The sequence below is a fragment of the Candidatus Pseudothioglobus sp. Uisw_050_01 genome (assembly GCF_048085775.1).
Taxonomy (GTDB): Bacteria; Pseudomonadota; Gammaproteobacteria; order PS1; family Pseudothioglobaceae; genus Pseudothioglobus.
The window spans coordinates 822,405-846,131 of the sequence record NZ_CP159804.1 but is presented as its reverse complement, the minus strand read 5'-3'; the positions used below and the strand labels follow the sequence as shown (position 1 = coordinate 846,131).

23 protein-coding genes are annotated in these 23,727 nt (G+C 36.4%); 4 read left to right on the top strand and 19 right to left on the bottom strand.

All coding sequences use genetic code 11. The features are described 5' to 3' along the window. Positions 1-112: 112 nt before the first annotated feature. Entirely contained in the window at positions 113-1,360 is a 1,248-nt protein-coding gene (locus ABXT51_RS04215) for a M48 family metallopeptidase (RefSeq protein ID WP_416696255.1), read from the top strand. 12 nt (positions 1,361-1,372) lie between these two features. Beyond that, the gene (gene rsgA / locus ABXT51_RS04210) at positions 1,373-2,335 is read left to right on the top strand and encodes a ribosome small subunit-dependent GTPase A (RefSeq protein WP_416696254.1); all 963 of its coding nucleotides are present in this window, start codon (positions 1,373-1,375) and stop codon (positions 2,333-2,335) included. Here rsgA and ABXT51_RS04205 read toward each other — a convergent pair whose 3' ends face one another. The 4 genes from ABXT51_RS04205 to hemH form a co-directional block, all read right to left on the bottom strand. Then, positions 2,336-2,980 (bottom strand): class I SAM-dependent methyltransferase, encoded by a 645-nt coding sequence (locus ABXT51_RS04205; RefSeq protein ID WP_416696253.1) that lies wholly within the window; start codon positions 2,978-2,980, stop codon positions 2,336-2,338. 26 nt (positions 2,981-3,006) lie between these two features. Further along, positions 3,007-3,492 (bottom strand): FKBP-type peptidyl-prolyl cis-trans isomerase, encoded by a 486-nt coding sequence (locus ABXT51_RS04200; RefSeq protein ID WP_416696252.1) that lies wholly within the window; start codon positions 3,490-3,492, stop codon positions 3,007-3,009. A 140-nt stretch (positions 3,493-3,632) separates the two neighbouring features. Then, positions 3,633-4,475 carry a TIGR01777 family oxidoreductase gene (locus ABXT51_RS04195; protein WP_416696251.1) on the bottom strand — a complete coding sequence of 281 codons (843 nt, stop codon included), beginning with the start codon at positions 4,473-4,475 and terminating at the stop codon, positions 3,633-3,635. 4 nt (positions 4,476-4,479) lie between these two features. Continuing rightward, positions 4,480-5,511, bottom strand: a complete 1,032-nt coding sequence (hemH, locus tag ABXT51_RS04190; RefSeq protein ID WP_416696250.1) for a ferrochelatase — start codon at positions 5,509-5,511, stop codon at positions 4,480-4,482. Between the two features lie 128 nt (positions 5,512-5,639). Here hemH and ABXT51_RS04185 point away from each other — a divergent pair, with 128 nt between their 5' ends. Then, positions 5,640-6,008, top strand: coding sequence for a sirohydrochlorin chelatase (locus ABXT51_RS04185; protein ID WP_416696249.1), 369 nt, complete (start codon positions 5,640-5,642; stop codon positions 6,006-6,008). A gap of 39 nt (positions 6,009-6,047) precedes the next feature. On the opposite strand, the gene glk is transcribed toward ABXT51_RS04185, so the two are convergent. The 10 genes from glk to ABXT51_RS04135 form a co-directional block, all read right to left on the bottom strand. Next, entirely contained in the window at positions 6,048-7,049 is a 1,002-nt protein-coding gene (glk, locus tag ABXT51_RS04180; RefSeq protein ID WP_416696248.1) for a glucokinase, read from the bottom strand. Continuing rightward, on the bottom strand, positions 7,030-7,353 hold the full coding sequence (locus ABXT51_RS04175) for a cupin domain-containing protein (protein ID WP_416696247.1): 324 nt from the start codon (positions 7,351-7,353) through the stop codon (positions 7,030-7,032). The genes glk and ABXT51_RS04175 overlap by 20 nt, the downstream gene beginning before the upstream one ends. A gap of 93 nt (positions 7,354-7,446) precedes the next feature. After that, positions 7,447-8,166 (bottom strand): 6-phosphogluconolactonase, encoded by a 720-nt coding sequence (gene pgl, locus ABXT51_RS04170; RefSeq protein ID WP_416696246.1) that lies wholly within the window; start codon positions 8,164-8,166, stop codon positions 7,447-7,449. Further along, positions 8,153-9,616: a glucose-6-phosphate dehydrogenase gene (gene zwf / locus ABXT51_RS04165; RefSeq protein ID WP_416696245.1), complete on the bottom strand. Its 1,464-nt coding sequence runs from the start codon at positions 9,614-9,616 to the stop codon at positions 8,153-8,155. Before zwf ends, pgl begins: the two co-directional genes overlap by 14 nt. 5 nt (positions 9,617-9,621) lie before the next feature. Then, positions 9,622-11,049, bottom strand: coding sequence for a decarboxylating NADP(+)-dependent phosphogluconate dehydrogenase (gene gnd, locus ABXT51_RS04160; RefSeq protein WP_416696244.1), 1,428 nt, complete (start codon positions 11,047-11,049; stop codon positions 9,622-9,624). Between the two features lie 135 nt (positions 11,050-11,184). After that, positions 11,185-12,654: a family 1 glycosylhydrolase gene (locus ABXT51_RS04155; RefSeq protein WP_416696243.1), complete on the bottom strand. Its 1,470-nt coding sequence runs from the start codon at positions 12,652-12,654 to the stop codon at positions 11,185-11,187. A gap of 32 nt (positions 12,655-12,686) precedes the next feature. Then, positions 12,687-13,772 (bottom strand): ABC transporter ATP-binding protein, encoded by a 1,086-nt coding sequence (locus ABXT51_RS04150; RefSeq protein ID WP_416696242.1) that lies wholly within the window; start codon positions 13,770-13,772, stop codon positions 12,687-12,689. A gap of 20 nt (positions 13,773-13,792) precedes the next feature. Next, positions 13,793-14,701 (bottom strand): carbohydrate ABC transporter permease, encoded by a 909-nt coding sequence (locus tag ABXT51_RS04145; protein WP_416696241.1) that lies wholly within the window; start codon positions 14,699-14,701, stop codon positions 13,793-13,795. Further along, complete coding sequence (locus ABXT51_RS04140) at positions 14,694-15,521, bottom strand: carbohydrate ABC transporter permease (RefSeq protein ID WP_416696297.1); 828 nt, start codon at positions 15,519-15,521, stop codon at positions 14,694-14,696. Before ABXT51_RS04140 ends, ABXT51_RS04145 begins: the two co-directional genes overlap by 8 nt. A 590-nt stretch (positions 15,522-16,111) precedes the next feature. Continuing rightward, positions 16,112-17,353, bottom strand: coding sequence for an ABC transporter substrate-binding protein (locus ABXT51_RS04135; RefSeq protein WP_416696240.1), 1,242 nt, complete (start codon positions 17,351-17,353; stop codon positions 16,112-16,114). Positions 17,354-17,556: 203 nt separating this feature from the next. Between ABXT51_RS04135 and ABXT51_RS04130 the strand changes: the two genes are divergently transcribed. Next, the gene (locus tag ABXT51_RS04130) at positions 17,557-18,588 is read left to right on the top strand and encodes a LacI family DNA-binding transcriptional regulator (protein WP_416696239.1); all 1,032 of its coding nucleotides are present in this window, start codon (positions 17,557-17,559) and stop codon (positions 18,586-18,588) included. Between the two features lie 2 nt (positions 18,589-18,590). Here the strand turns inward: ABXT51_RS04130 and ABXT51_RS04125 are convergent, their stop codons facing one another. The 5 genes from ABXT51_RS04125 to ABXT51_RS04105 all read right to left on the bottom strand — a co-directional run bounded on the left by ABXT51_RS04125 (position 18,591) and on the right by ABXT51_RS04105 (position 23,709). Further along, on the bottom strand, positions 18,591-19,481 hold the full coding sequence (locus tag ABXT51_RS04125; RefSeq protein WP_416696238.1) for an aldo/keto reductase: 891 nt from the start codon (positions 19,479-19,481) through the stop codon (positions 18,591-18,593). Then, entirely contained in the window at positions 19,456-20,562 is a 1,107-nt protein-coding gene (locus tag ABXT51_RS04120) for an ABC transporter ATP-binding protein (RefSeq protein WP_416696237.1), read from the bottom strand. The genes ABXT51_RS04125 and ABXT51_RS04120 overlap by 26 nt, the downstream gene beginning before the upstream one ends. 41 nt (positions 20,563-20,603) lie before the next feature. Beyond that, positions 20,604-21,485: a carbohydrate ABC transporter permease gene (locus ABXT51_RS04115; protein WP_416696236.1), complete on the bottom strand. Its 882-nt coding sequence runs from the start codon at positions 21,483-21,485 to the stop codon at positions 20,604-20,606. Next, positions 21,482-22,357 carry a carbohydrate ABC transporter permease gene (locus ABXT51_RS04110; protein ID WP_416653442.1) on the bottom strand — a complete coding sequence of 292 codons (876 nt, stop codon included), beginning with the start codon at positions 22,355-22,357 and terminating at the stop codon, positions 21,482-21,484. The genes ABXT51_RS04115 and ABXT51_RS04110 overlap by 4 nt, the downstream gene beginning before the upstream one ends. Before the next feature lie 104 nt (positions 22,358-22,461). Then, the gene (locus ABXT51_RS04105; protein ID WP_416688265.1) at positions 22,462-23,709 is read right to left on the bottom strand and encodes an ABC transporter substrate-binding protein; all 1,248 of its coding nucleotides are present in this window, start codon (positions 23,707-23,709) and stop codon (positions 22,462-22,464) included. Positions 23,710-23,727 lie beyond the last annotated feature (18 nt).

The following is a 23,727-nucleotide window of genomic DNA, read 5'->3' as shown; positions in this document are numbered from 1 at the left end:
TATTTATCACGAAATTATACCCAGCAATTTATGAAATTTTCAATATCTAATATATGTTAAATCACTAGGTATAATTAGATCTGAAAACTTTTTCCCTTCTAAATTAAAAAAAATGGAATTCAACTTATTTACCTTTATTTTTTTATTTGCAATATCAGTGTCTGTTTTATCATTACTTTGGCTTAATTTTAGACAAGATAAAGCAATAAATAACTCTTTTAATGCTGTTCCAGAAGGCTTTAGTGAGTCCATTAAGCTTGAAGATCATCAAAAAGCGGGCAACTACACCAAAGCAAAGCTTCTTTTAAATCATTTTGAAATCATTTTTTCTACTGTTGTGCTTCTTATTTGGACGCTTGGTGGGGCTATGGATTCACTTGATTCATATTGGAGCCAAAGAATTTTAGATCCTGTTTTAGTGGGGACAGTTTTTGTTCTTAGCATCATGTTAATTGCAAGCCTAATTGACCTCCCCTTCAGCATCTATCGCACCTTTGTTCTTGAACAAAAATTTGGATTTAACCGGATGACTATTAAAACTTTTGTAGGGGATCTATTTAAAGAGATCTTATTAACTTTAATTTTAATGCTTCCTCTGATCTATGCAATTTTATTTCTTATGAATATTGAAGCTATTGGGAATTACTGGTGGATTTATGTTTGGGTAATTATTAGTGGATTTTCACTAATAATGATGTGGGTTTATCCTTCTTATATAGCGCCAATTTTTAATAAATTTAATCCACTAGACAATGAGAGCCTTAAAAGTAGAATTACAAGTCTACTTACTCGAACAGGATTTGGGAGTGATGGTATTTATGTTATGGATGGATCTAAAAGATCGTCTCATGGAAACGCATACTTCACAGGAATTGGTAAAAATAAAAGAATCGTGTTCTTTGATACACTTCTCAAAGGTATGGAAGATAAAGAAATTGAAGCGATCCTAGCACATGAACTGGGACACTTTCATCATAAGCATACGCAAAAAAGGATGGCAAGTACTTTTATATTTAGTTTTGCTAGTCTTGCTTTGTTAGGTTTCCTAATAAATCAAGCTTGGTTTTATAATGGACTTGGAGTATCTGAGCCATCATCTCATGCTGCGCTTGTTCTTTTCGCTTTGGCACTTCCAGTCTTTAGTTTTTTCATTACGCCTTTCAGTAACCTTGCATCTAGAAAGCATGAGTTTCAAGCAGATGCTTTCGCAGCAGGTCATACAGACGCAAATGACTTAATTTCATCTCTAATTAAACTTTATAAAGAAAATTCATCGTCATTATCTCCAGATAAGTACTACTCAGCCTTTCATGATTCACACCCAAGTGCAGTTCTCAGAATTGAGCGCCTACAATTATAAATTGATCATTTAATGGCCCTTACTAGAAGACAACAGTGGCGAATTGATAAGGTTCAATCTGAAAAAATTGCCCGGTCAAATAAAGCATCTATTAAAGCAGAGTCAAATGTAGACAATAATGAGGCTGGGCATAAGGGTATAGTTATTACAAGGTATGGTCAGCGGCAACTTGTTGAGCTTAAAAGTGGTGAAATTTTTCAGGCAGTCAGTCGTCAAAATATTGGATTTTCTGTCGCAGGAGACCAGGTTCTACTTCAGACAACAAAAGAAGGCGAAGGAATAGTAACAGCAATATTCCCAAGGAAAACAGAACTAAAGAGGCAAGAGCGCCTAATAGCTGCCAATATTGATCAGCTTTGGCTTATTGTTGCTATTGAGCCCCACTATCAGTTTGAGCTTATTGATCGTTACCTTGTAATTGCAGAAGACTCCAATCTATCAATTAACATTGTTGTTAATAAAATTGAACTTTCAAAAAATAGTGAGCAACTAGAAAGTGACTTTTCAAACTACCAAGAGCTTGGGTATGACGTCCACTTTTTAAGTGTAAAAAATGAAACAAACCTGAAAGAATTCAAAACAAAGCTTGTTAATAAATCGCATATTTTTCTCGGTCAGTCTGGCGTTGGAAAATCATCACTCGTTAATTCATTAATCCCAGATTTAGAACTTAGAGTGAATGAAATTTCTAGTAAGAGTAAGCTTGGCAAGCATACCACGACAAATACAACACTTTATCATATTCCTAGTGGCGGTGACTTAATTGACTCCCCAGGAATACGAGAGTTTCAACTCGATAACCTTTCTGAAAAACAAATAGTTAATGGCTTTAGAGAATTTAAATCACTAGCCGGTGAGTGCAGGTTTAGAAACTGTCACCATATTAATGAGCCAGGATGTGTTGTTAAAGAGGCTGTTGAATTAGGAGAAATACACCCTAATCGCTACGAAAGTTATCTTAACATCCTTCCTTAACTATTTTTTTTGGAAGAAAACCACCCTTTCTGAAATAAAATAAACCTCAATACTCAAATAGCTTGCTAAGAAACTTAGCGACTTTTTAGTAAAAAAGCCTATATGAGATGGGTCATTCTTGTAATACCATGAGCTAAAGTCAATTTGAGGGGTTAATATTTGGGTCATTACAGCAAGGTGACCTTGATTATTAAGCATTTCAATAAGTCTACTTATCTCTGAAATAGGCTCACTCAAGTGCTCCATGACTTCAGTAGCAGTAATAAAGTCATACTTTTTCTCAAATACAGAAATATCATTAGCATAGAACTTGTCATAAAGATCCACAGAGTGTCCACATTCTTCAAGCATAAGAGAAAGCGTTGGACCAGGACCTGAGCCGAAATCAAGGCCATTTGATTTTTGTTGAATCCTTTCTAAAAGGGGCACTAATAATTGGGATAAGAAGTGTCGATAACGATGATCATTAGGATCATTATTATGGGTATCGTATCTTGATTTTTCCTCAGCATCTGAGAGGTGATACATTTTTGGAACAAAAACAAAATCACAACCTAAACAGCGTAAATATTCGCGAAACTTCTCTTTATAGAATTTAGAGCTATTAGTTGTCTTACAAAGCGGACAAGCAATCTTATTAATCACTTTAGTCCGCTAAGAGTCATATTTATTTAGTGGGAGTGTCCGCCAGCAGAGTGAGCATGTCCATGAGAAACCTCCTCTTCCAATGCATCTCTAACGTCTTCAATAGAGACTGAGAAGTGAAGAGTTTCTCCAGCCAAAGGATGGTTTGCATCAACAGTAATCTTTTCATCATCCAGCTTAATAACAGTCACAACAAAAGGGTTTCCATCTTGGTCTTGAGATTGGAGCTGCATCCCAATAGTTACCTCATCAATTCCTTGTAGGGCAGTTCTTGGAATTTCTTGAATTGCATCATCCATTTTAAGGCCATAACCCTCTTCAGGCTCAATAGAAACCTCAACCTTATCGCCTTTCTTAGAACCCTCTAAAGCTGTCTCTAATCCTGGAATTATGTTTCCATGACCCTGTAAAAAGTCCATAGTTTCTTTGCCTTCAGACGAATCAATAACGTCTCCCGTATCATTCTTAAGGGTGTAATGCATTGAAACGACTTTATCTTTAGTTACTTTCATATCTTCTCCAAAATTTAATACAAAAAAAAGACCCTCCAAGATGGAAAGTCTAAAAGTAATTCTTTGTTACAGGGTGAATCTCAATATTATATTTTATCATATACCAAAGAAACTTCAGGCTAAAGCATTAAAAAATCTTACTAAGTAAGGTCATCCATAGCGCTTTTAATATCTGGATAATCAAAAATGAAGCCTTCCTCAAGTATTTTTTTTGGGATAACAGATATACTCTCTGTCAATATTTGTGAGCCACTTCCAAAAAGTAGTTTTAACTGCCATTCCCAAAGCGGCACTAAAAATGGTCTTTTTAAAGCACTAGCAAGAGCTTTACCCAATACCTTTTGAGGAATAGGTTCTGGCGCAGTAATGTTATATACACCCTTGGCTTGTGGATTATTTAAAATAAAATTAACAGCTCTTACAAGATCTGTTATGTGAATCCAAGAAAAACATTGGTTTCCACTTGCAATTGGACCGCCTAATCCAAAAAAATAAGGCCAATAAAGCTTCATAAAAGCGCCTCCACTTCTTGAAAGAACAACCCCAAATCTTAAAATTATAGTGTCTTCTGAGATTGACTTTGCAGCGCTCTCCCATGCCACAGAAAGCTCAGTAAGATAACCCTCGCCTCTTAAGCCATTCTCAGAGTGAGGATTACTGCAATCTGACTCAGGATAAAAACTAACCCCTGAAGCGCACATAACCTTTGGCTTGGTTGTCATCATACTTATTGCTTTTGAGAGCATTTGAGTACTATCAACCCTACTCTCCCATACCTCTTTTAGATGCTTTTTAGTCCATCGCTTTGCAATAGTTGATCCAGATAATTGAATAACAAGATCACTATCTTTTAATGACAATGACAAAGTATCTAAGGATTTGAAAACGCTTCTATTTAAGCACTGAACTTCATGACTAGCTGAAAGATTTTTTGCAAGCGCATTACCAATTAATCCCGAACCACCAAAGATGACAATCTTCATTTTATTACATCCACCCTACTGCATTTTTTAGTAAAAGCTGTGTTAGAAATTCAATGTGGTCTTTTCTGTCATTAAGCGCTGGAATATAGCCAAATTTTTCACCACCTGACTCCATAAAGTAATCATGATTTTCTTCACTAATCTCTTCAATCGTTTCAAGACAATCTGCAGAAAAACCAGGACAGATAACTTGAACATTTTTCACGCCTTTGGCTGGAAGTGCCTTTAATGTTTTATCAGTATATTCCTTCATCCATTCGCCAGCCCCTAGTCTAGATTGAAATGTCATAGTATATTCATTAGGCTTTAAATTTAACTTAGAGGCCAAAAGAAACGTAGTTTTGCAGCACTGACACGGGTAGTTATCTCCCTTATCAAAGTAGCGCTTAGGTATTCCGTGGTATGACATTAAAAGGAGATCGGGCTTACCATGAGCTGCTTGATATTCTTTAACACTATTAGCTAAAGCTTCAATATATAAATCTTCTTTACTGTAGCTACTAATAAACCTTAAGTCAGGAACGTTTCGCCAGTTCATTAACTCTCTAGCAGCTGCATCAAAAACTGAACCGGTTGATGCCCCAGCATATTGAGGATATAAGGGTAAGATGATAATATTATTACATCCTTGAGCCTCAAGCTCATTTAGTGCAGAGCCCATTGATGGATTTCCATAGCTCATACCTAAAGAAACAGCAAACTTACCAGGTGCAAGTTTTTCAAGCTCAATTGCTATTGCATTTTTTTGTTTTTTTGCAATTGATAGAAGCGGTGATCCTTTTCCATGAGTATCCCAAACAGTTTGATAGGCCTTCGCTGATTTTCTTGGTCTTAAGTTAAGAATTATCCCATTTAATATAATTTTCCAAATCCAGCGAGGAGGAGGAGGCTCAATAACCCTTGTATCTGATAAAAACTGGCGTAAATAAGGCTTAACTGCCTTCTTCGTAGGTGCATCAGGAGTTCCCAAATTAGACAAAAGAATCCCAATTTTTGCCTCACTTGCAGATTCGTGTATTGAAGTACATTGATACAATTTAGTCTCTCAAATTTATTTTTTCAAGGTGATAAGATACCCTATAAAGTACCTTTCACTGTAAAACATGTTATCTATATCTATTGTGGTTATTTACTTATTATGGCTTTCATTATTATATAAAAAATATGCATATATTATTACTAGTCGCTCACGGAAGCAGAAGAGAAGAATCAAACATTGAGATTGCATCTTTATCTAAAAAAATTTCGACATTAGAACCGAAAGAATTTGATAAAGTAATGCCAGCCTTTTTGGAGTTCGCATCACCCTCTATTACAGAAGCAATTAAAGAGTGCACTGAAGTAGGCGCAACTAAAGTAACAATATTACCGTACTTTTTATCTGCTGGCGTTCACATCACGCGAGACATACCCAATGAAATTAGTGAGGCCTCTCAAAACAATCCAGATCTTGACATTCAAATTGCAAATTACTTTGGATCAAGAGATGAAATTGCTGAAATTCTAATGAAGACTGCTCTAGATATTAAATAAGCTTGATTTTTTTTATGCACCAAGTCTGCTATATAAATCTTAGTCTTTAAAGCCTTTTTGCATCCAGTAGTTATTGATTTCGTAAACGGTGCCAATGAGACCCATGTTTTTCTTTTTAGACAGGTACACCGGAATATCTTCAAGAACTGGCTGGAGTCTTCCTTTACTCTCAAAGCTTTTTTGAAAGTCACTCTCAATAAATAAATCTATAAAATTTCTAACCAAGTCGCTTGTAATATAAACACCGCCTAAGGCGCCAACTGTTAACGCCATACTCCCGGCAACTGAGCCAAAAATTTTACAAAACATTTGAATCGTTTCATCAGCAATTGGGTCAGCTCCAGCATTAACTGCAGCGGCAGTTATCTCAGAGGGTGTTGTATATATTCTGTCTTTACCATTGATTTGGCAAAGCGCCACATACAGATTCATAATTCCAGGGCCAGATAGAATCCTCTCTACGGCAACATGGCCAAACTTTTTAGCGAGTAACGTTAATATTTCATATTCAATACTAGTGTTTGGTGCAAAATCAGAGTGACCACCTTCACCTGCAATTGGAAGCCAGCCCGAAGGAGACATGATTAACCCACAAACCCCTAGCCCCGTTCCTGGGCCTATAACCAACCTTAATTTTTCTGGTTCAACAATACCTTTATTTAAAGTAATAACTTCGCTATCAGTAAGAGTTGTGGTTGCAAATGCTTGGGCTGTAAAATCATTAATCCATTTGATGGTCACTCCATTTAAAGTTTTAGCGACATCTGACTTGTTTATAGTCCAGTGGTTATTAGCAAGCTTAAAAACATCTAAATGAACCGTACCAGCAGTAGCAAAGCATGCTGAAAGAATGTCAAGCTCTAAAAACGAAGATATGTAAAAACTGATTGCGCTCTGAATGTTATCAAAATCTTCACATTTAAGGCTCTGGATGTTTTTGATGTCTGACGAGCCAGGAGCCACAAGAGCAAACCTTGCATTAGTTGCGCCTATATCTCCTACTAAATTATAAGTTTGAGGGTTAATGGTTCCTCTCTCCATCAAAGATACAAACCATATATAAATCTATTTCACCAGTATTATGAACACGATGAAAAACGCCATCTTCAATTAAAACCATTTCACCGCCTTGAATATTAATCCTTTTATCATCAAGCTCCATAGTTCCACTTCCACTCATAATCATATAAACCTCTTCTTTTCCAGCATGGCTATGGCCATTTGTTGATTTCCCTGGATGAAGGGTTGTTGAACTAACAACTAAATTTTTAAGGAAAGTATTGTCCTTAAGAATATAAGTCTCATTATCTTTAACAACTTCGCCGTCAATATTATTAATTTTCATATGTATATTTTAAGTGATTCTAAAAGTACAATATTATCCATTGCTTTTAAAGAAATAAAGTGCTTAACATAAGATAAATCAGCATAAAAAAATTTAAGGACTCCAGTAAATACTTAGTCCATTTTCTAAAAAAGCATAGATTGGCATTTTGCTTGAGTCTTTATACTTCATTGCACTTTCTAGAGTATGAAGCTTACTGGAGCCATTCAAATGAAGAAAAATATTTTTGGAATCAGCAATCACTTTAGCAGTAAGGCATATACGCTGATAAGGCGCAGTTTTAGGATAAGTTAAAACTAACATATTTGGATTATTTAAATCCATCGCATCAGAAAGCTCTTCTGAGCAGGGAAAAAGAGAGGCAGTATGACCATCAGGACCCATGCCTAAAACGACAACGTCAAAAGGAAGTGTGATATTTTTTAACAGTTCTTCACTATTTTTTTGGCCATCTTGAACTGTTTTAGAGTCATTTTTTAGCGGAATAAAATTGACTTTAGACGCCTTGTTTTTTATAAGATGTGTTCTTACGAGTAATTCATTACTATCTGCACTCTTAGGATCAACCCAACGCTCATCAGCAAGTGTTAAATCTACTTTTGTCCAATTTATATTCAATAATGAAAGTTCATTAAAAAGTGGTATTGGTGTGCTCCCTCCAGAAACAGCAATACTTGCATGACCTTTTTTTCTGATCTCTTCAATTAGAATCTCCCCAATACTTTGACATAAATCTGAAGCCAAAGATTCACTATTATTTGCACTATAGAAGCCAACAGAATCTGGCAAATAATGAGTTTTACTTCTCCTCATGCCAATTATGTCCATTGTTTTGAATGAGTAATTCACTTTCTTTTGGGCCATCAGTGCCTGCAGGATAGAAATAAAGCTCTTGCTTTGATTTTTTGTGAGCTTCTAGAGCGTTATCACACCACTGCCAGGCAAGCTCAACCTCCTCTTTGCAGAGAAATAAACTCTGATTGCCATTGAGAATATCCATTAAGAGACTTTGATAGCCGCTTGGAATATTGAGTAACTTTTGAGTTTTTATAAAGTCTAAGCTCATAGGATCAGACCTTAAAGTTGAGTGTTTATCAACACCATGAGGCTTAGTAAAAACTTGTAAAGAAATGCTTTCAGTAGGATGAAGGCTAATAATTAAGGTATTTCCTTTCAAACTTTCACGATCTTGATCAAAAATATAGTGACCATCTGACTTAAAATGAATAACAATTTGCGTCGTTTTACTTTTCATTCTTTTGCCAGTTCTTAAGTAGAAAGGAACATCTTTCCATCGCCAATTTTGTATTTCTGCTTTTATGCTCACAAAAGTTTCAGTGTCACTTTGTTCATCTGAACCCAATTCATTTAAATAACCAGCTTTATTATCTCCAGCAGTGTATTGCCCTGATACAAAATTTGATTTAATATTATCTTGATTTAGTGGTTTTAAAGCTTCTAAGACTTTAACCTTCTCTGAGCGAATGCTTTGGTTACTTAGCTCATTGGGTGGCTCCATTGTAATCAAGCAAAGCAACTGCAATAGGTGACTTTGAACCATGTCCCTTAACTGACCCATTCCATCAAAATAACCCCAACGATCCTCAATTCCAACAGACTCTGCGGCAGTAATTTCTACGTAATCAACACTCTTACTATTCCATTGGCTTGAAAATAGAGAATTTGCAAATCTTAAAGCAATAAGATTTTGAACTGTCTCTTTACCCAGATAGTGATCAATTCTATAAATTTGTGACTCATCAAAATACTTTAAAAGCTTGGCATTTATTTCCTTAGAAGACTCAAGATCATATCCAATAGGTTTCTCAACAATAATTCTGCATGAACTGGTTATTATTTGTTCGCTATTTAGCCCATCAAATACAACTTCAAAAAGGTTTGGAGAAATGGCTAAATAGTATGCAACTGGTTTACTCCATTCATTAATTTTTGAACTTAACTCTTGATAATTATTTGAACTTTGAAGATCACAACAACAGTAATCAAAGCGACTTATAAGCTTAGAAATAATATTGGCATCTAAATACTCAGCAGAAACATAAGTAGTAAGGGCATCTTTTACTTTTTCATGAAATTGAGGCTTTGTAAGTACCTGCCTGCCAACGCCTAAAATTTGTAAACCATCATTAAGCATATCATCACGCTCTAGATAGTACCAAGCTGGTATAAGCTTTCGAACAGATAGATCTCCTAATGCTCCAAAAAGAACAAAGCTATCAATTTTTATAACTGAATCAGACATTATATTTACCCTTTTTGAATCCACTCAGTATGAAAAAATTCACCTTTTTTTCCATCTAAGCGCTCATAGGTATGAGCCCCAAAATAATCACGCTGAGCTTGTAGCAGATTTGCTGGCAGTCTATCGCTCCTATATCCATCAAAATAAGACAAAGAAGATGTCATTGCAGGAATTGGGATACCACTAGATATTGCAATCGAAACTACCTGGCGCCATCCAGATTGCGATTTATTTATAACATTATTAAAAAACGGATCTAATAACAAGTTTTTAATCTCAGAATCGTTATCATAAGCATCTTTAATTTTAGTTAGGAAAGCTGATCGAATTATACAGCCTCCTCTCCACATTAGTGCAATTCCCCCATAGTTAAGATTCCAGTTAAATTTTTTTGCAGCGTTTGCGAGAAGAGTATAGCCTTGAGCATATGAAACTATTTTTGAGGCATATAACGCATCATGAAGATCATTTATAACCTGCTCTTTATTGCCACTAAAATTTATAGAAGGGCCTTTAAGTTTTTTCGAAGCTTTGACTCTTTCATCTTTAAGTGAAGAAAGGTATCTTGCAAATACAGCTTCGCCAATTAAAGTCAATGACGAGCCAAGCTCCAAGGCAACAGCCGCAGTCCACTTTCCAGTCCCTTTCTCACCTGCAGAATCAAGAATATTATCAACTAAATAAGTACCATCTTTTTCTTTGAATTTAAGAATGTCTGCAGTAATTTCGATCAGATAACTACTAAGCTCACCCTCATTCCACTGTTTGAATACTTGATGCATTTCATCGTTCGACATATCCAAGACATCTTTCATGATTTGATAAGCTTCACAAATAAGCTGCATATCACCATACTCAATGCCGTTATGGACCATTTTTACAAAGTGGCCAGAGCCATCCTCTCCTATCCAGTCACAACAAGGCTCGTTACCATCAACCTTGGCTGATATTGTTTGAAATATACCTCTTACTTCAGGCCAAGCAGATACTGAGCCTCCTGGCATGATTGAAGGGCCCTTTAGAGCACCCTCTTCACCTCCAGAGACGCCAGCACCAATAAACTGAAAGCCCTTGTCTTCTAGCTCTTTAGTTCTTCTGATAGTGTCGGGGTAATGAGAGTTGCCACCATCAATAATGATGTCGCCTTTGTCGATAAGAGGAATAAGTTTATTAATATAATCATCAACAACAGTGCCCGCAACGACCATTAGCATAATTTTACGAGGCTTTTCAATTGAACTTACAAACTCCTCAAGATTAGCGAAACCAATAATATTATTACTCTTTGATCTATTATTGATTAAATTATCTATTTGTGGAGTTGTGCGATTGTGCACAGAGACTCTGTAGCCATTACTCTCAATGTTTAAAGCAAGACTTGAGCCCATTACACCTAAACCTATTAGGCCAATATCCGAATGCAGTTTATTCATAAAGTCGCTAAAAAATATTTAAAGTAGAATGCAAAAACTTTCTAAATTTTAAACTATGAGATTTTTTAATTTGTGTCAAAGTGTTACAATTTATTACCTTTAAGGTTATATTTATACGCAATATTTAGACTATTTCTAAGCCAATAATCCTTGTTTCCGAGCCTTTAAAAACTCCTGGAACTTAATGGCACTTTGCTTGAGCGTTCTTTTTTGAGTTTCATAGTCAACATAGACAATACCAAAACGCATTTTGTAGCCCTCTGCCCACTCAAAATTATCCATAAGGCTCCATGCAAAATAACCTCTAATATCAACTCCTTTGTTAATTGCTTGATCAACCATAGACAAGTGATTTTGGTAATAACGATAACGCTGCTCATCATCAACCACCCCATCAATTAAGTGGTCATCTACTGCAGCTCCATTTTCAGTAATATAAATCGGTGGCAAGTTGTATGTTTCATGAAGATCCGTTAACAATTTAAGAAGCGCATTTGGATGAACCTCCCAACCAATATGTGTTCGCTCTACTTCATCTAAATCAACATTTTGATAGTGAGAATTTTTTTGATTCATTAGCTTTTGTAGCTGCTCTGCCTTGGTGTCCTCAACAGAAACATCATTGAACTCTTGAATGCGAAGTTCTGCTCGCTCGAGTTTTTTCAAAATAGTATCAGAAACCTTTCCTTGTCTACCACTCTCAACCATACTTCGGGAGTAAAAATTGACCCCCAAGAAGTCAATTTCTTCACTAATAATAGCCATATCATCATCTTCAATAGTCGGCATTACATCAATAAAATGCTGAAACACAGATTCAGGATATTTACCTTCCATAATTGGCTTAATAAACCAATGGGAATGCTCATCATCTGCAAACTTTGCAGCCTCAATAGCGGAATCATCGACAGGGTAATTAGGAGTAAAGTTTAGTACAATTCCATGCTTAGAGTTTGCAGCATTTTTTCTTAATATCGGCATAGCCAAGCCATGAGCCAACAGCAAATTATGGCAAGCCAAAAAACCAGATTTATCGCCTACAATACCTGGGGCATGGATTCCATAACGATAACCATGATAAGCGCTACACCATGGCTCATTCAAGGTAACGTAAAAATCAATTCTATCGCCAAAATAGGAACTCACAACTTCCACATACTCAGCAAATTTAGTTGACATTTCTCTGTTTAACCAGCCACCCTCATCCTCTAGATATTGAGGTAAATCCCAATGATAAAGAGTAGCCATTATTTTAATATTTTTTTCTTCTAAGGCGCTGATTAACCTATCATAAAAGTCAAGCCCTTTTTGGTTAACACTTCCATCAAGTTTTATAATACGAGGCCATGCAATTGAAAGTCTATAAGCATCAACTTCTAAGGATGAAATTAGGTCAACGTCTTGCTGATATAAGTTGTAATGATTGCAAGCAACATCGCCATTATGTTGCTTATAAACTTTACCTGGTGTGGCGCAAAAAGTATCCCAAATTGAAGTGCAGCGCTCGTCAACATTTGTTGCGCCTTCAATTTGATAAGATGCAGTTGCAACACCAAAAAGGAATTTAGGGTCATTTAGTTGCGAATCTTTAGGAAATTTATACATAAATATCAACCTATATAATATTAAAAAATTATTTACAGCCTATCTTCGCTCTCAAAGTCAAAGATAGAAATGTGAAGAGGATCAAAACCTAAGTTAATTTTTTCGCCTATATTGATAACTTTATTTCCGTCAACAGTAAATCGAAATTCATGACCATTAAAATGTGACCAAACAAGTGTATCAGCGCCCATAGGCTCAATAACCTCAACGACTACATCAAAATTAACAGGCATACTTTTAATGCCATCATTAACCACTATATTTTCGGGCCTTACTCCTAGCCATACAGGCCTTTTGTCCTCAACAATTGTTTGAAAATTATAGCCATCTAATTCAAATAAAGTATCGTCAATTTGAAAGCTTACATTGTCCTTATTATTAATCTTTCCTTGAAGGAAATTCATACCTGGAGAGCCAATAAACTCAGCAACATATTTATTAATAGGAAAATTATAAATATTTTTTGGGTCATCCAATTGTAAGACCAACCCGTCCCTCATAATTGCTATACGATTTGCCAGTGTCATTGCTTCAATTTGATCATGAGTTACATAAATCATCGTATTATTTAATTTTTGATGAAGCCTTTTAATCTCGACTCTTAATTCTGTTCTTAATTTAGCATCTAGGTTAGATAAAGGTTCGTCGAATAAAAAAACGTCAACGTCTCTTACTAAAGCTCGCCCTATTGCTACTCGTTGACGCTGACCTCCAGAAAGTGCTGCAGGCTTACGCTTTAAAAGATCCTCAATTTGAAGGATCTCTGAAGCATTCTTGACTCGTCTATTAATCTCATCTTTAGCAAGTTTTGCATTTTTTAAGCTAAACGAAAGATTACCTTCAACCGTCATTTGCGGATAAAGCGCATAGGATTGGAATACCATACCAATACCTCTCTGCGCTGGCTCAAGCCAAGTAACATTTTGCTCATTGATAAAAATCTGACCATCCGTAACATCCAGCAAACCTGCGATGCAGTTAAGCAAAGTTGATTTACCACAACCTGAAGCGCCTAAGAGAACTAAAAACTCTCCTTTTTCAATCGTTAAATTAAGGTCTTTAAGAACCTTAATATCACCAAAATTTAGTGAAAGATTTTTAATTTCTATGCTATTCATTTTTTAATTATCCTTTTTTTTTAACCTTTAACGGCGCCTGCAGCAATGCCGCGCACGAAGAGCTTTCCTGAAATAAAGTAGATAGCCAAAGGCACCAGACCGGTCAATAAGGTAGCGGCCATATTTACGTTATATTCTTTAACCCCTTGAACTGAATTCACAATATTATTTAGCTGAACAGTCATTGGATAATTTTCTGGTTTTGTATAGATCACACCAAATAGAAAGTCATTCCAAATTCCTGTCACCTGCAACACAATAGCGACGGCAAAAATTGGCAGCGACATCGGCATCATTACTCGGAAATATATCCCCCAAAACCCAGCCCCATCAACCCTAGCTGCTTTAAAAAGCTCTTCGGGAATGGTAGTGAAATAATTACGAAATAATAGCGTTAAAATAGGCATTCCAAAAATAGTGTGAATAAGAATTAAGCCAGGTAATTTTGTATAAAGCCCCAAATCACGCAGCAGTATTACAAGTGGATAAATCATAATCTGATAAGGAATAAATGCGCCAAATATTAAGATAGTAAAAAACAGATTGGCCCCCTTAAAGCGCCAGTTTGCCAAAGCGTAACCATTAATTGATGCAATTACTATTGATACAAAAACTGAAGGAATAGTTATCTTTACTGAATTCCAAAAACCTCTAGATAGTCCGTCACAATTAAGACCAGTACAAGCCTGCGCCCATGCCTTTACCCAGGGCTCAAAAGTAACCTCAATTGGAGGTGAAAAGATATTACCTAGACGAATTTCTGGCATCCCTTTTAAAGAAGTTACAATCATCACATAGAGTGGAACTAAGTAATATATGGCAACAAATATAAGCGTCCCATAAAGAATAATATTTCTTCGACTTAGCATCTTGCGTGGTTTTGGCCCTCTAGGGCCATCTGTGATTTTGCCATCTGATGAATTAGGCATTTTTACGTCTCCCAAATTCCAAATATGTAAATGGAATTAATACAATTAAAACAGAAACTAACATCATGGTTGAGGCAGCAAAGCCTTGAGCTAGATTTTGTGCGCCAAACATGTAGTCGTATACATATTTTGCAGGGACCTCTGAAGAAATTCCTGGTCCACCTGAAGTCTGTGCAACAACCAAGTCGTATACCTTAATAATCCCAGCAGCAATGATAACAAGTGTTGTAATAAAAACTGGGCGCATCATTGGAATAACGATTTGAATATACGTTTTCCACATTGGAATACCGTCAATTCTTGCTGCCTTCCATATTTCTTGATCAATACCGCGAAGACCAGCCAACATAAGGCACATGATAAAACCTGTACCCTGCCAAAGCCCCGCTGCTAGAATTCCATAGATAACAATATCCATATTGTAAAGTGGGTTAAACACAAATGAATCAAACCCTAACGATCGAACAATTTTTTGAACGCCATAATCTGGGTTTAAAATCCATTGCCATACTAGTCCTGTAACAATAAAACTAAGAGCAAATGGGTATAAAAAGATAGTTCTAAAAGTATTTTCAAATCTTGTTTTTTGATCCAATAATGCCGCTAACATAAAGCCAATAACTAGGGAAAAAATTAAAGAGCAAGCGCCATAAATAGCTAAATTCTCTATAGACATGTACCAGCGATCAGAGTTCCAAAGTCGTTCGTATTGTGCAAGTCCAATAAACTCACTTTTTGGAAGCATGCGGCTATTCGTAAACGAATGATAAACCGTCCACAAGGTTGCTATAACGAAAACGCCAACGGCAGTAAACACCATAGGTAATGCTGCAATTTTGCTAGACAAATTATGAACAAGGGAGCGCTCAATAAATCCTGGACGGTCTAATTTAGAATCTCTGGATCCAACGATAAACAATATCAAGGCGAATAAAATAAATACAACTGTCGCAAATAAAGCAAAAGGCTCAAACGTATTCCAAATCTTTCGATACTCCTTAAGCGCTGGAAACACTAACTGAGTGCTTTTTTGAGCAAATGACCAAAGCGCTGTTGAGAATGTTGCTGCAATAAGCCAACCCACTGCTCGGTTGCGAAGTCGATTCGTAATAATATCAAATTTACCTGCTTTAAATCCAATCCAAATTACTAAAAGGAGGGATACAAATAATATTAGAAACTGAAGACTTTGAAGCAATTGAGGCTTAATACCAACAGTAGTCATGATTAATAATGCAAAGGCCAACATAATTGAACCAATAAGTAATCTTTCAGGATGGACTTTTGTAAGCATAGTTATTAATATAATTTACACGAAAAACGGTTAAAAAAAATTATTAGAAACTAGGGTTATTAAATAAAGAACTGCCGAGCCCCTAGTTAAGCTCGGCAGCTTTTTTTATTTAATGCTTAGTCAGCACTTGCAATGATCTTAGCATATTTAGCTTGAGCATCCTCAGCACTCATATACAAATCACTCCAAAATGTTGTCATCAGTTCATTAATCTGATTGCTTGTATCAGGTGAAAGAAGAATATCTCCTGAAGGCAGAACATTTCCACCAGCAAGAATCTTCAAACCTTTCTGCATACAATCATTCGCAGTTGACATATCAATGTCACCACGGATTGGTAGCGAACCTTTCTTCAGGTTAAAAGCGACTTGAACAGCTGGAGATACAAGAAGTGCAGCAAGCTCTTTTTGAGCTGCTTCGACATCCGCATCATCCTGAACTGGGAAGTAAAAAGCGTCTCCTCCAGTGTCCAGTATTTCACGATTTCCTAAACCAGGAAGACATGAATAATCAGTTCCAGCAACTGAGCCAGCTACACTAAACTCACCTTGCGCCCAGTCTCCATGAATTTGACCACCTGCTTTACCAGTTATTACTAGATTAGTAGCCATATTCCAGTCACCAACGTTTGATCCAATAGCCATTTTACGAGCATCATCAAAAGCCTTCCATACACGAGCATATTCAGAACCACCCGCAACTGTAGAGTCTTTATCGCGATTAACTGCATACCAAGCATCTTCACTAACTAGTGCTGTAGCTAATACACCAAAAGTTAGGCCAGTTTGCCATCCCTGCTGACCTTGGGCCAAAGGAACAATTCCATTAGCACGAAGTGCAGGACCTGCAGCCACAAACTCATCCCAGTTTGATGGAACAGCTACACCAGAACTTTCATAAGCTTCGTGACTTAGCCACAACCATTGAGCTGAGTGAATGTTCACAGGCGCACAATAAACACGACCATCAACAGTACATGCGTCTAGTAAATTGCTTGGATAGATAACATTTCTCCAGTTATTTTCTGAAGCAACATCAGTTAAATCCAAAAGTAGGCCAGCTTCAATTAATTCTTCAGCTTGACGTCCATGGTTAAGTTGAGTAGCTCCCATTGGCTCACCACCAATGATTCTACTGATAATAATAGGTCTTGCAACACCGCCTGAACCGGCAATCGCTCCATCAACCCATTTGTTACCAGTTGCATCAAAAGCTTTAGCAAGCTCTGCAACAGCATTCGCCTCTCCACCTGATGTCCACCAGTGTGTAACTTCTAGTTCAGTTGCTGATGCTACATTGACGACACCTGTTATAAGTGCAGTTGCAACAAGAGCTGACCTTTTTATCATTTTTCTCATAGTCTCTCTCCTAATTTTAGTTAAAATACAAAAAAAATTCCATAAGATAGTAAATAATGGAACCGGTTCCAATTATAAATAAATAAATTAATTAGTTATGTGTCAAAGTGTGTCAAATTGTAATGTTTAATATCAAAGTTTAATTTATAAAATAGCTTACAATTAACTGTAAAATAGGATTTATCGATAAACTATGAGTTATTATGGCAACAATTAGAGATGTAGCAAGGCTAGCCGGTGTTGGAATTGGAACTGTTTCCAGAGTACTGTCTGAAAATGGATCTGTTTCTCAAAAAACCCTCGCAAAAGTTAATGATGCTATGACCACACTTAATTTCACACCCAACAGCTCGGCGCGGGCATTATCCTCAAAAAAATATAACACAATTGGTATTTGGGGCACTGAAACTTCTGGTGAGCTTGACAGGAAAACTCTTATAAAAATTGAACACGAGCTTGAGCCATTTAATATCAAAATAATTGTTACCGATGGTGATAAAAAATCTACGAAAAACAATACTCATAATAGCCCTCAAACAACACACAGAAAATCTATTGAAAATATTTTTAGAAGCGGTTGTGATGGCTTAATCATATGGGGATCTGACATTCCAGATCTTGAGATTATTCAAATTGAAAATGAATACCCTAACATCGTCCTACTAAATAATAAAATTGACCTTTTGCCAAATAAATGCTTTACTTTTGACCATTATCAGGCAGGTTATTTTGCAGCTCAAAATTTAATTGATAATGGTCATACAAAAATTGCATGCATTACTGGTTGGCTTGATACTGATGATGGAAATCTAAGGCATCAAGGTTTTTTAGATGCCCTTAAAGATAATAATATTGACATCCCAAACACTCTAATTTTTGAGGGAAATTACACTTTCCGGAAGGGTTATGAAGGCGCATTACATTTATTAAATCAAAAAACTCCCTTTACTGCTATTTTTTGTGGAAATGATCAATCTGCGATGGCAGCAATTTCAGCATGTACAAAAAAAGGATTTAATGTGCCAAATGATATTTCAATTATGGGTTACGATGATATGAATATCGCATCCTATACCTTACCCCCATTAAGTACTATTCAAATGCCTTTTCAGAAAATGGCTGTTTCTGCAACTAGACGTCTATTAAATTTATGCTATAACTTAGATCTTGAAGTTAATTATGATTTTCCAATTAAACTAATTAACAGAGAGAGTGTCAGAAATTTAAAGGATTAAGTCTAATCCCAAGGATACAACGATTCGTTAGATTCAAGATTTGGCACGAGTCTTTGGTTCCTTTGCAAACCAAAAATTTGCTCCATATCACTTTCATCAAGATTAAAGTCATAAATGTTGCTATTCTCTTTCAATCTTCCTAGATTTGCAGTCTTTGGGATTGCAACTGCATTTTGCTGAACAATCCACCTTAATGCAATTTGTGCAGGAGTTTTGCTATATTTTTCTGATAAATTAATAATTACATCATCTTTGGCAACATCACCACGGCATATTGGGCAATAAGCAACTGGAATAATACCTAAGCTCTTCATTGTATCAAAAAGTTTAGATTGTGAGAGAAATGGGTGATACTCTACCTGATTGCAAAAGAGGTCATTAAAGCCAAAATTTACACATTCTTTTAATAAATTAGAATTGAAATTTGCAACGCCAATTTCTGTAGCTTTTTGACTATCTTTAATTTCATAAATTATTTCAAGCATATCACCTAAATTTGTTTCAAATTTTGGCCAATGTATTAATAATAAATCAACATAATCAGTCTTTAAATCTACAAGACTCTTTTCAAAGGTTTTAATAATATTCTTATTTAATAACTCAAGCCCAAATCCCCCAGAAGGAGTCCAGCTAATAGTATTAATTTTTGTTGCTAAAAACAGCTCACTTCTATCAACTCTCGAGTCGATAATTCCAGTGCCCACTTCAGATTCATTTTCATACATTGCTGCAGCGTCGATATGACGATAACCTAAATCCAATGCCTCTGAGACAACTCTTGAGCATTCACTTTTTTTAAGATCCCAAGTTCCCAAACCTAAAGATGGAATATCAGTACCAAATTTTGAGAGTTTTTCATACATAATCTTATCTAATTCGATCTTCAGTTTCACTATCAAAGAAAACAGTTTGAGATAAATCAAAAGTTAATTTAACTTTCTCACCACCTAAAACTTTAGAGTTTCCATTCAGCCGTGCAACTATTTGTTTTTCACCAAGCTCAACCACAGCAAAAGTATCTGAGCCTGCTGGCTCAACAACATCGACAACTACCTCTCTTTCTACTGAGTTCTTATTCAAGGATGGATCAAGGTCATTTATTGATTCTGGTCGAATACCACAAATAACAGTTTTATCAATATATTGCTCAATATCGTTTATTCCATGAATTGGCAAACAAATAGTTTCACCTTTACTATTTTTCATTTCAAATTCTATATTTTTTTTATTTTTAGCAATTCTTCCTTCTATCAAATTCATTGCAGGAGCGCCCATAAAATTTGCAACAAACATATTATTTGGGTTATTGTATATTTCATATGGCGTATCAAATTGCTGAATACATCCATCTTTTAAAACAGCAATTTTTGTAGCCAAAGTCATGGCCTCAATTTGATCATGAGTAACATAAATAATTGTCGAACCGAGTCTTTTATGAAGACGTTTAATTTCTGTTCTCATATCAATCCGAAGCTTAGCATCAAGGTTTGAAAGTGGCTCATCAAATAAAAAAACCTCAGGCTCACGAACAATAGCACGCCCCATTGCTACGCGCTGTCTTTGGCCTCCAGATAATTGACCTGGCTTACGATTGAGTAACTCACTAATTTGAAGCGTTTCAGCAACTTTATTAACTGCTTGTTCTCTTTCAGGTTTTTTTACGCCCTTCATTTCCATTCCAAAACTAATGTTCTGCGAAACAGTCATATTTGGGTATAAGGCATAAGATTGAAAAACCATAGCAATATTACGCTTTGAAGGGTGAAGTCCAGCAACAGAATTCTCTCCAATCTCAATTTCACCACTTGTTATCTCTTCTAGTCCAGCGATAGTATTAAGGAGCGTTGATTTGCCGCAACCTGACGGGCCAACTAAAACCAAAAAACCTCCATCTTCAATAAAAAGGTTTATCCCCTTTAATACCTCGACTGAGCCATAACTCTTATGTAAATTAGTGATTTTTACTGTTGCCATATTTCTAACCTTTAGCTGATAATTATAAATAAACGAATAAATTAACCTTTGACAGCTCCTGCCATCAGACCTCTAACAAAATATCGCCCAGAGACGATATAAACTACTAATGTTGGAAGAGCAGCTAGAATTGCCCCTGCAAAATGTACGTTGTATTCTTTAACCCCTTGAGAAGAATTAACAAGGTTATTTAGAGCCACAGTCATTGGTATTGAGTCAAAGTCTGCAAAAGAAGCGCCAAATAAAAAATCATTCCAAATGTTGGTAAACTGCCAGATCACAGTGACCACTATAATTGGACCTGAGCTTGGAAGTAAAACACGCCAAAAAATTCTAAAGAATCCAGCCCCATCGATTTGTGCAGCCTTTATTATTTCAGTAGGGAATGCTGCATAATAATTTCTAAAAAATAAAGTTGTAAAACCTAGCCCATAAACCAAGTGAACAAATACTAATCCTGACGTTGTTCCGGCCATTCCTAAAATACCCAGCATTTTTGCCATCGGAATCAACACAATTTGAAATGGGATAAAGCACGATAACAAAAGTAGCCCAAAAACAACTCCATGTCCTTTAAATTGCCATTTAGTCAAAACATAGCCATTCATGGCGCCTAGTATTGCAGTTAACATTACTGCTGGTATGACCATAGAAATTGAATTCCAAAAATAAGGCTTAAGCCCACTAGGATCAACACCAATTTGGGCGGTTGACCAGGCTGATCGCCATGGTTCTAGGGTCCACACTTCAGGAAGATTAAGCATTCCTCCAGAGCGAATTTCCTCTAATGGCTTCAAGGAGTTTGTAAGCATTACATACAAGGGAAGCAAATAATAAATTGCAAATATTATCAATATTAGATAAATAAATATTCGAGAGACTTTGATGCTATCCTTTTTACTTTTAGAATGATTTAAGGTCATGATGACTTCTCACTTCTTAGCTCACTATATAGATAAGGAATAATGATAGAAAAAATCATAAGAAGCATAATCATTGCAGAAGTCGCTCCAATACCCATCTGATTCCTAGAAAAGGTGTAAGAATACATAAATGTTGCTGGCACCTCAGTCGCCCTTCCAGGGCCACCATTTGTTAAAGCAATAACCAAATCGTATGCTTTAATAGATAAATGCGCGAGTATTACAAAAGCTGATAAAAATGCTGGTCGGAGCAAGGGAATAATTATACGTCTATACATACGAAAACCGGACGCTCCATCAATTTGAGCAGCCTTCATTATCTCACCATCAATGCCTCTTAATCCAGCAAGAAACATTGCCATAACAAAGCCCGAGCTTTGCCATACTGCAGCAATAACTACTGTATAAATTGCAAAGGTTCGATTTTTAATCCAGTCGAATTCAAAACTCTCCCACCCCCACTGATGCATAATATGCTCAAGACCTATCCCAGGGTCTAAAAACCACTTCCATGCAGTTCCAGTAACAATAAAAGATAACGCCATTGGATAAAGAAAAATAGGTCGAAGCAGGCCTTCTGCTCTAATTTTTTGATCTAATAAAATAGCTAAGAAAAGACCAAGTACTGTGCAGATTAATATATATAAAATTCCAAAAATTGCCAGATTGTTTACTGCAATTTTCCAATGCCTTAGTCCAAAAAGTTTAGTATAGTTGCCCCAACCCATGTACTCGTAAGTTGGCAGCATACGCGAATCTGTAAGCGACAAATATCCTGTGTAAATAATAAATCCATACACAAAAACAAGAATGAGAAAAAAACTTGGCGCTAGAACAATTTTAGGTAGTAAAAGTTGGAGATAATTTTTCATTTAATACAATTCTAATCAAAAAAATAGTTGGCGAACTATAAATTCGCCAACTATAAATAAACAAATTTAATAAAGATCTAAAACAAGTTTAGATAATATTTAATTTATCTAGCTGCTGCAACTGCTGCAACCATTTCTTCTGCAGCTTCTTCAGCTGAAAACTCACCATTAAAGTGAGCTGAAACAACATCAACAATTGCTGATTGAATCGCAGGACGGACAGTGTGACCGTGCGCCATTGAACCAAACAAGCTTCCAGCTGCGTTAGCTGCTGCTAGATCTGCCATACCTTTCTTTCCGCAATGATCAAACATCATGTCAGGAACATCAGTACGCGCAGGCACTGAACCCTTAACAACGTTAAATGCTGATTGGAAAACAGGGTTCATTACAGAAGAAGCCATAGCTTCTTGTGCAGCTGAACTTCCAGCACCACTGAACATAGCAAACTGATCAGAGTTGAAAGTTACAGAACCTTGAGTTCCTGGGAAGCGAACACATACAAAGTCAGAACCTGGCTTTTGACCCGCTTTAAGGAATTCACCTTTAGCCCAGTCACCCATCATTTGCATACCAGCTTCGCCATTGATTACCATAGCCGAAGCTAGGTTCCAATCACGACCTGAGAAGTTGTCATCAACGTATGAACGAAGAGTTGCCATTCTGTTGAATGCTTCTACCATTAATGGACCACCAAGAGCGTCTTCATTTAAATCAATCAAAGCTGACTTATAAAAACCGTTTCCTAGGCTTAGCGCAACACCATCAAAGATAGTTGCATCTTGCCATGCTTGACCACCATGTGCTAATGGAGTAATTCCGTTTGCTTTCATAGCATCAAGAACAGAAACTAACTCTTCCCATGTAGTTGGAGCATTTCCACCAGTTGCGTCAAGAGCAGACTTGCTGATCCATACCCAGTTAGTAGAGTGAACATTTACAGGAGCTGCTACCCAGTCACCATTGTGCTTAGAAAAAGCTTGAAGTGCTGATGGAACAACCGCATCCCAACCTTCAGAAGCAGCTAGGTCATTTAAGTTAGCTAGTTTGCCTTGATCACCCCAATCTTGAATAGCATATCCAAGCATTTGAACTGCAGTTGGCGCGTTACCAGCTGTAACACGAGCCTTAAGCGTAGTCATAGCAGCATCACCACCACCACCAGCTATAGGCATATCTTTCCAGCCAATTCCTTTACCTGCTAGATCATCTTTTAATACACCAACAGCTGCAGCTTCACCACCAGAAGTCCACCAATGTAGAACTTCTACGTCGTCAGCAAAAGCCTGAGATGCACTAAATGAAAGAACTAAGCTGGCTGCTACACTTTTTACAAAGTATTTGTTTACCATTTTTGTTTCTCCTTATTA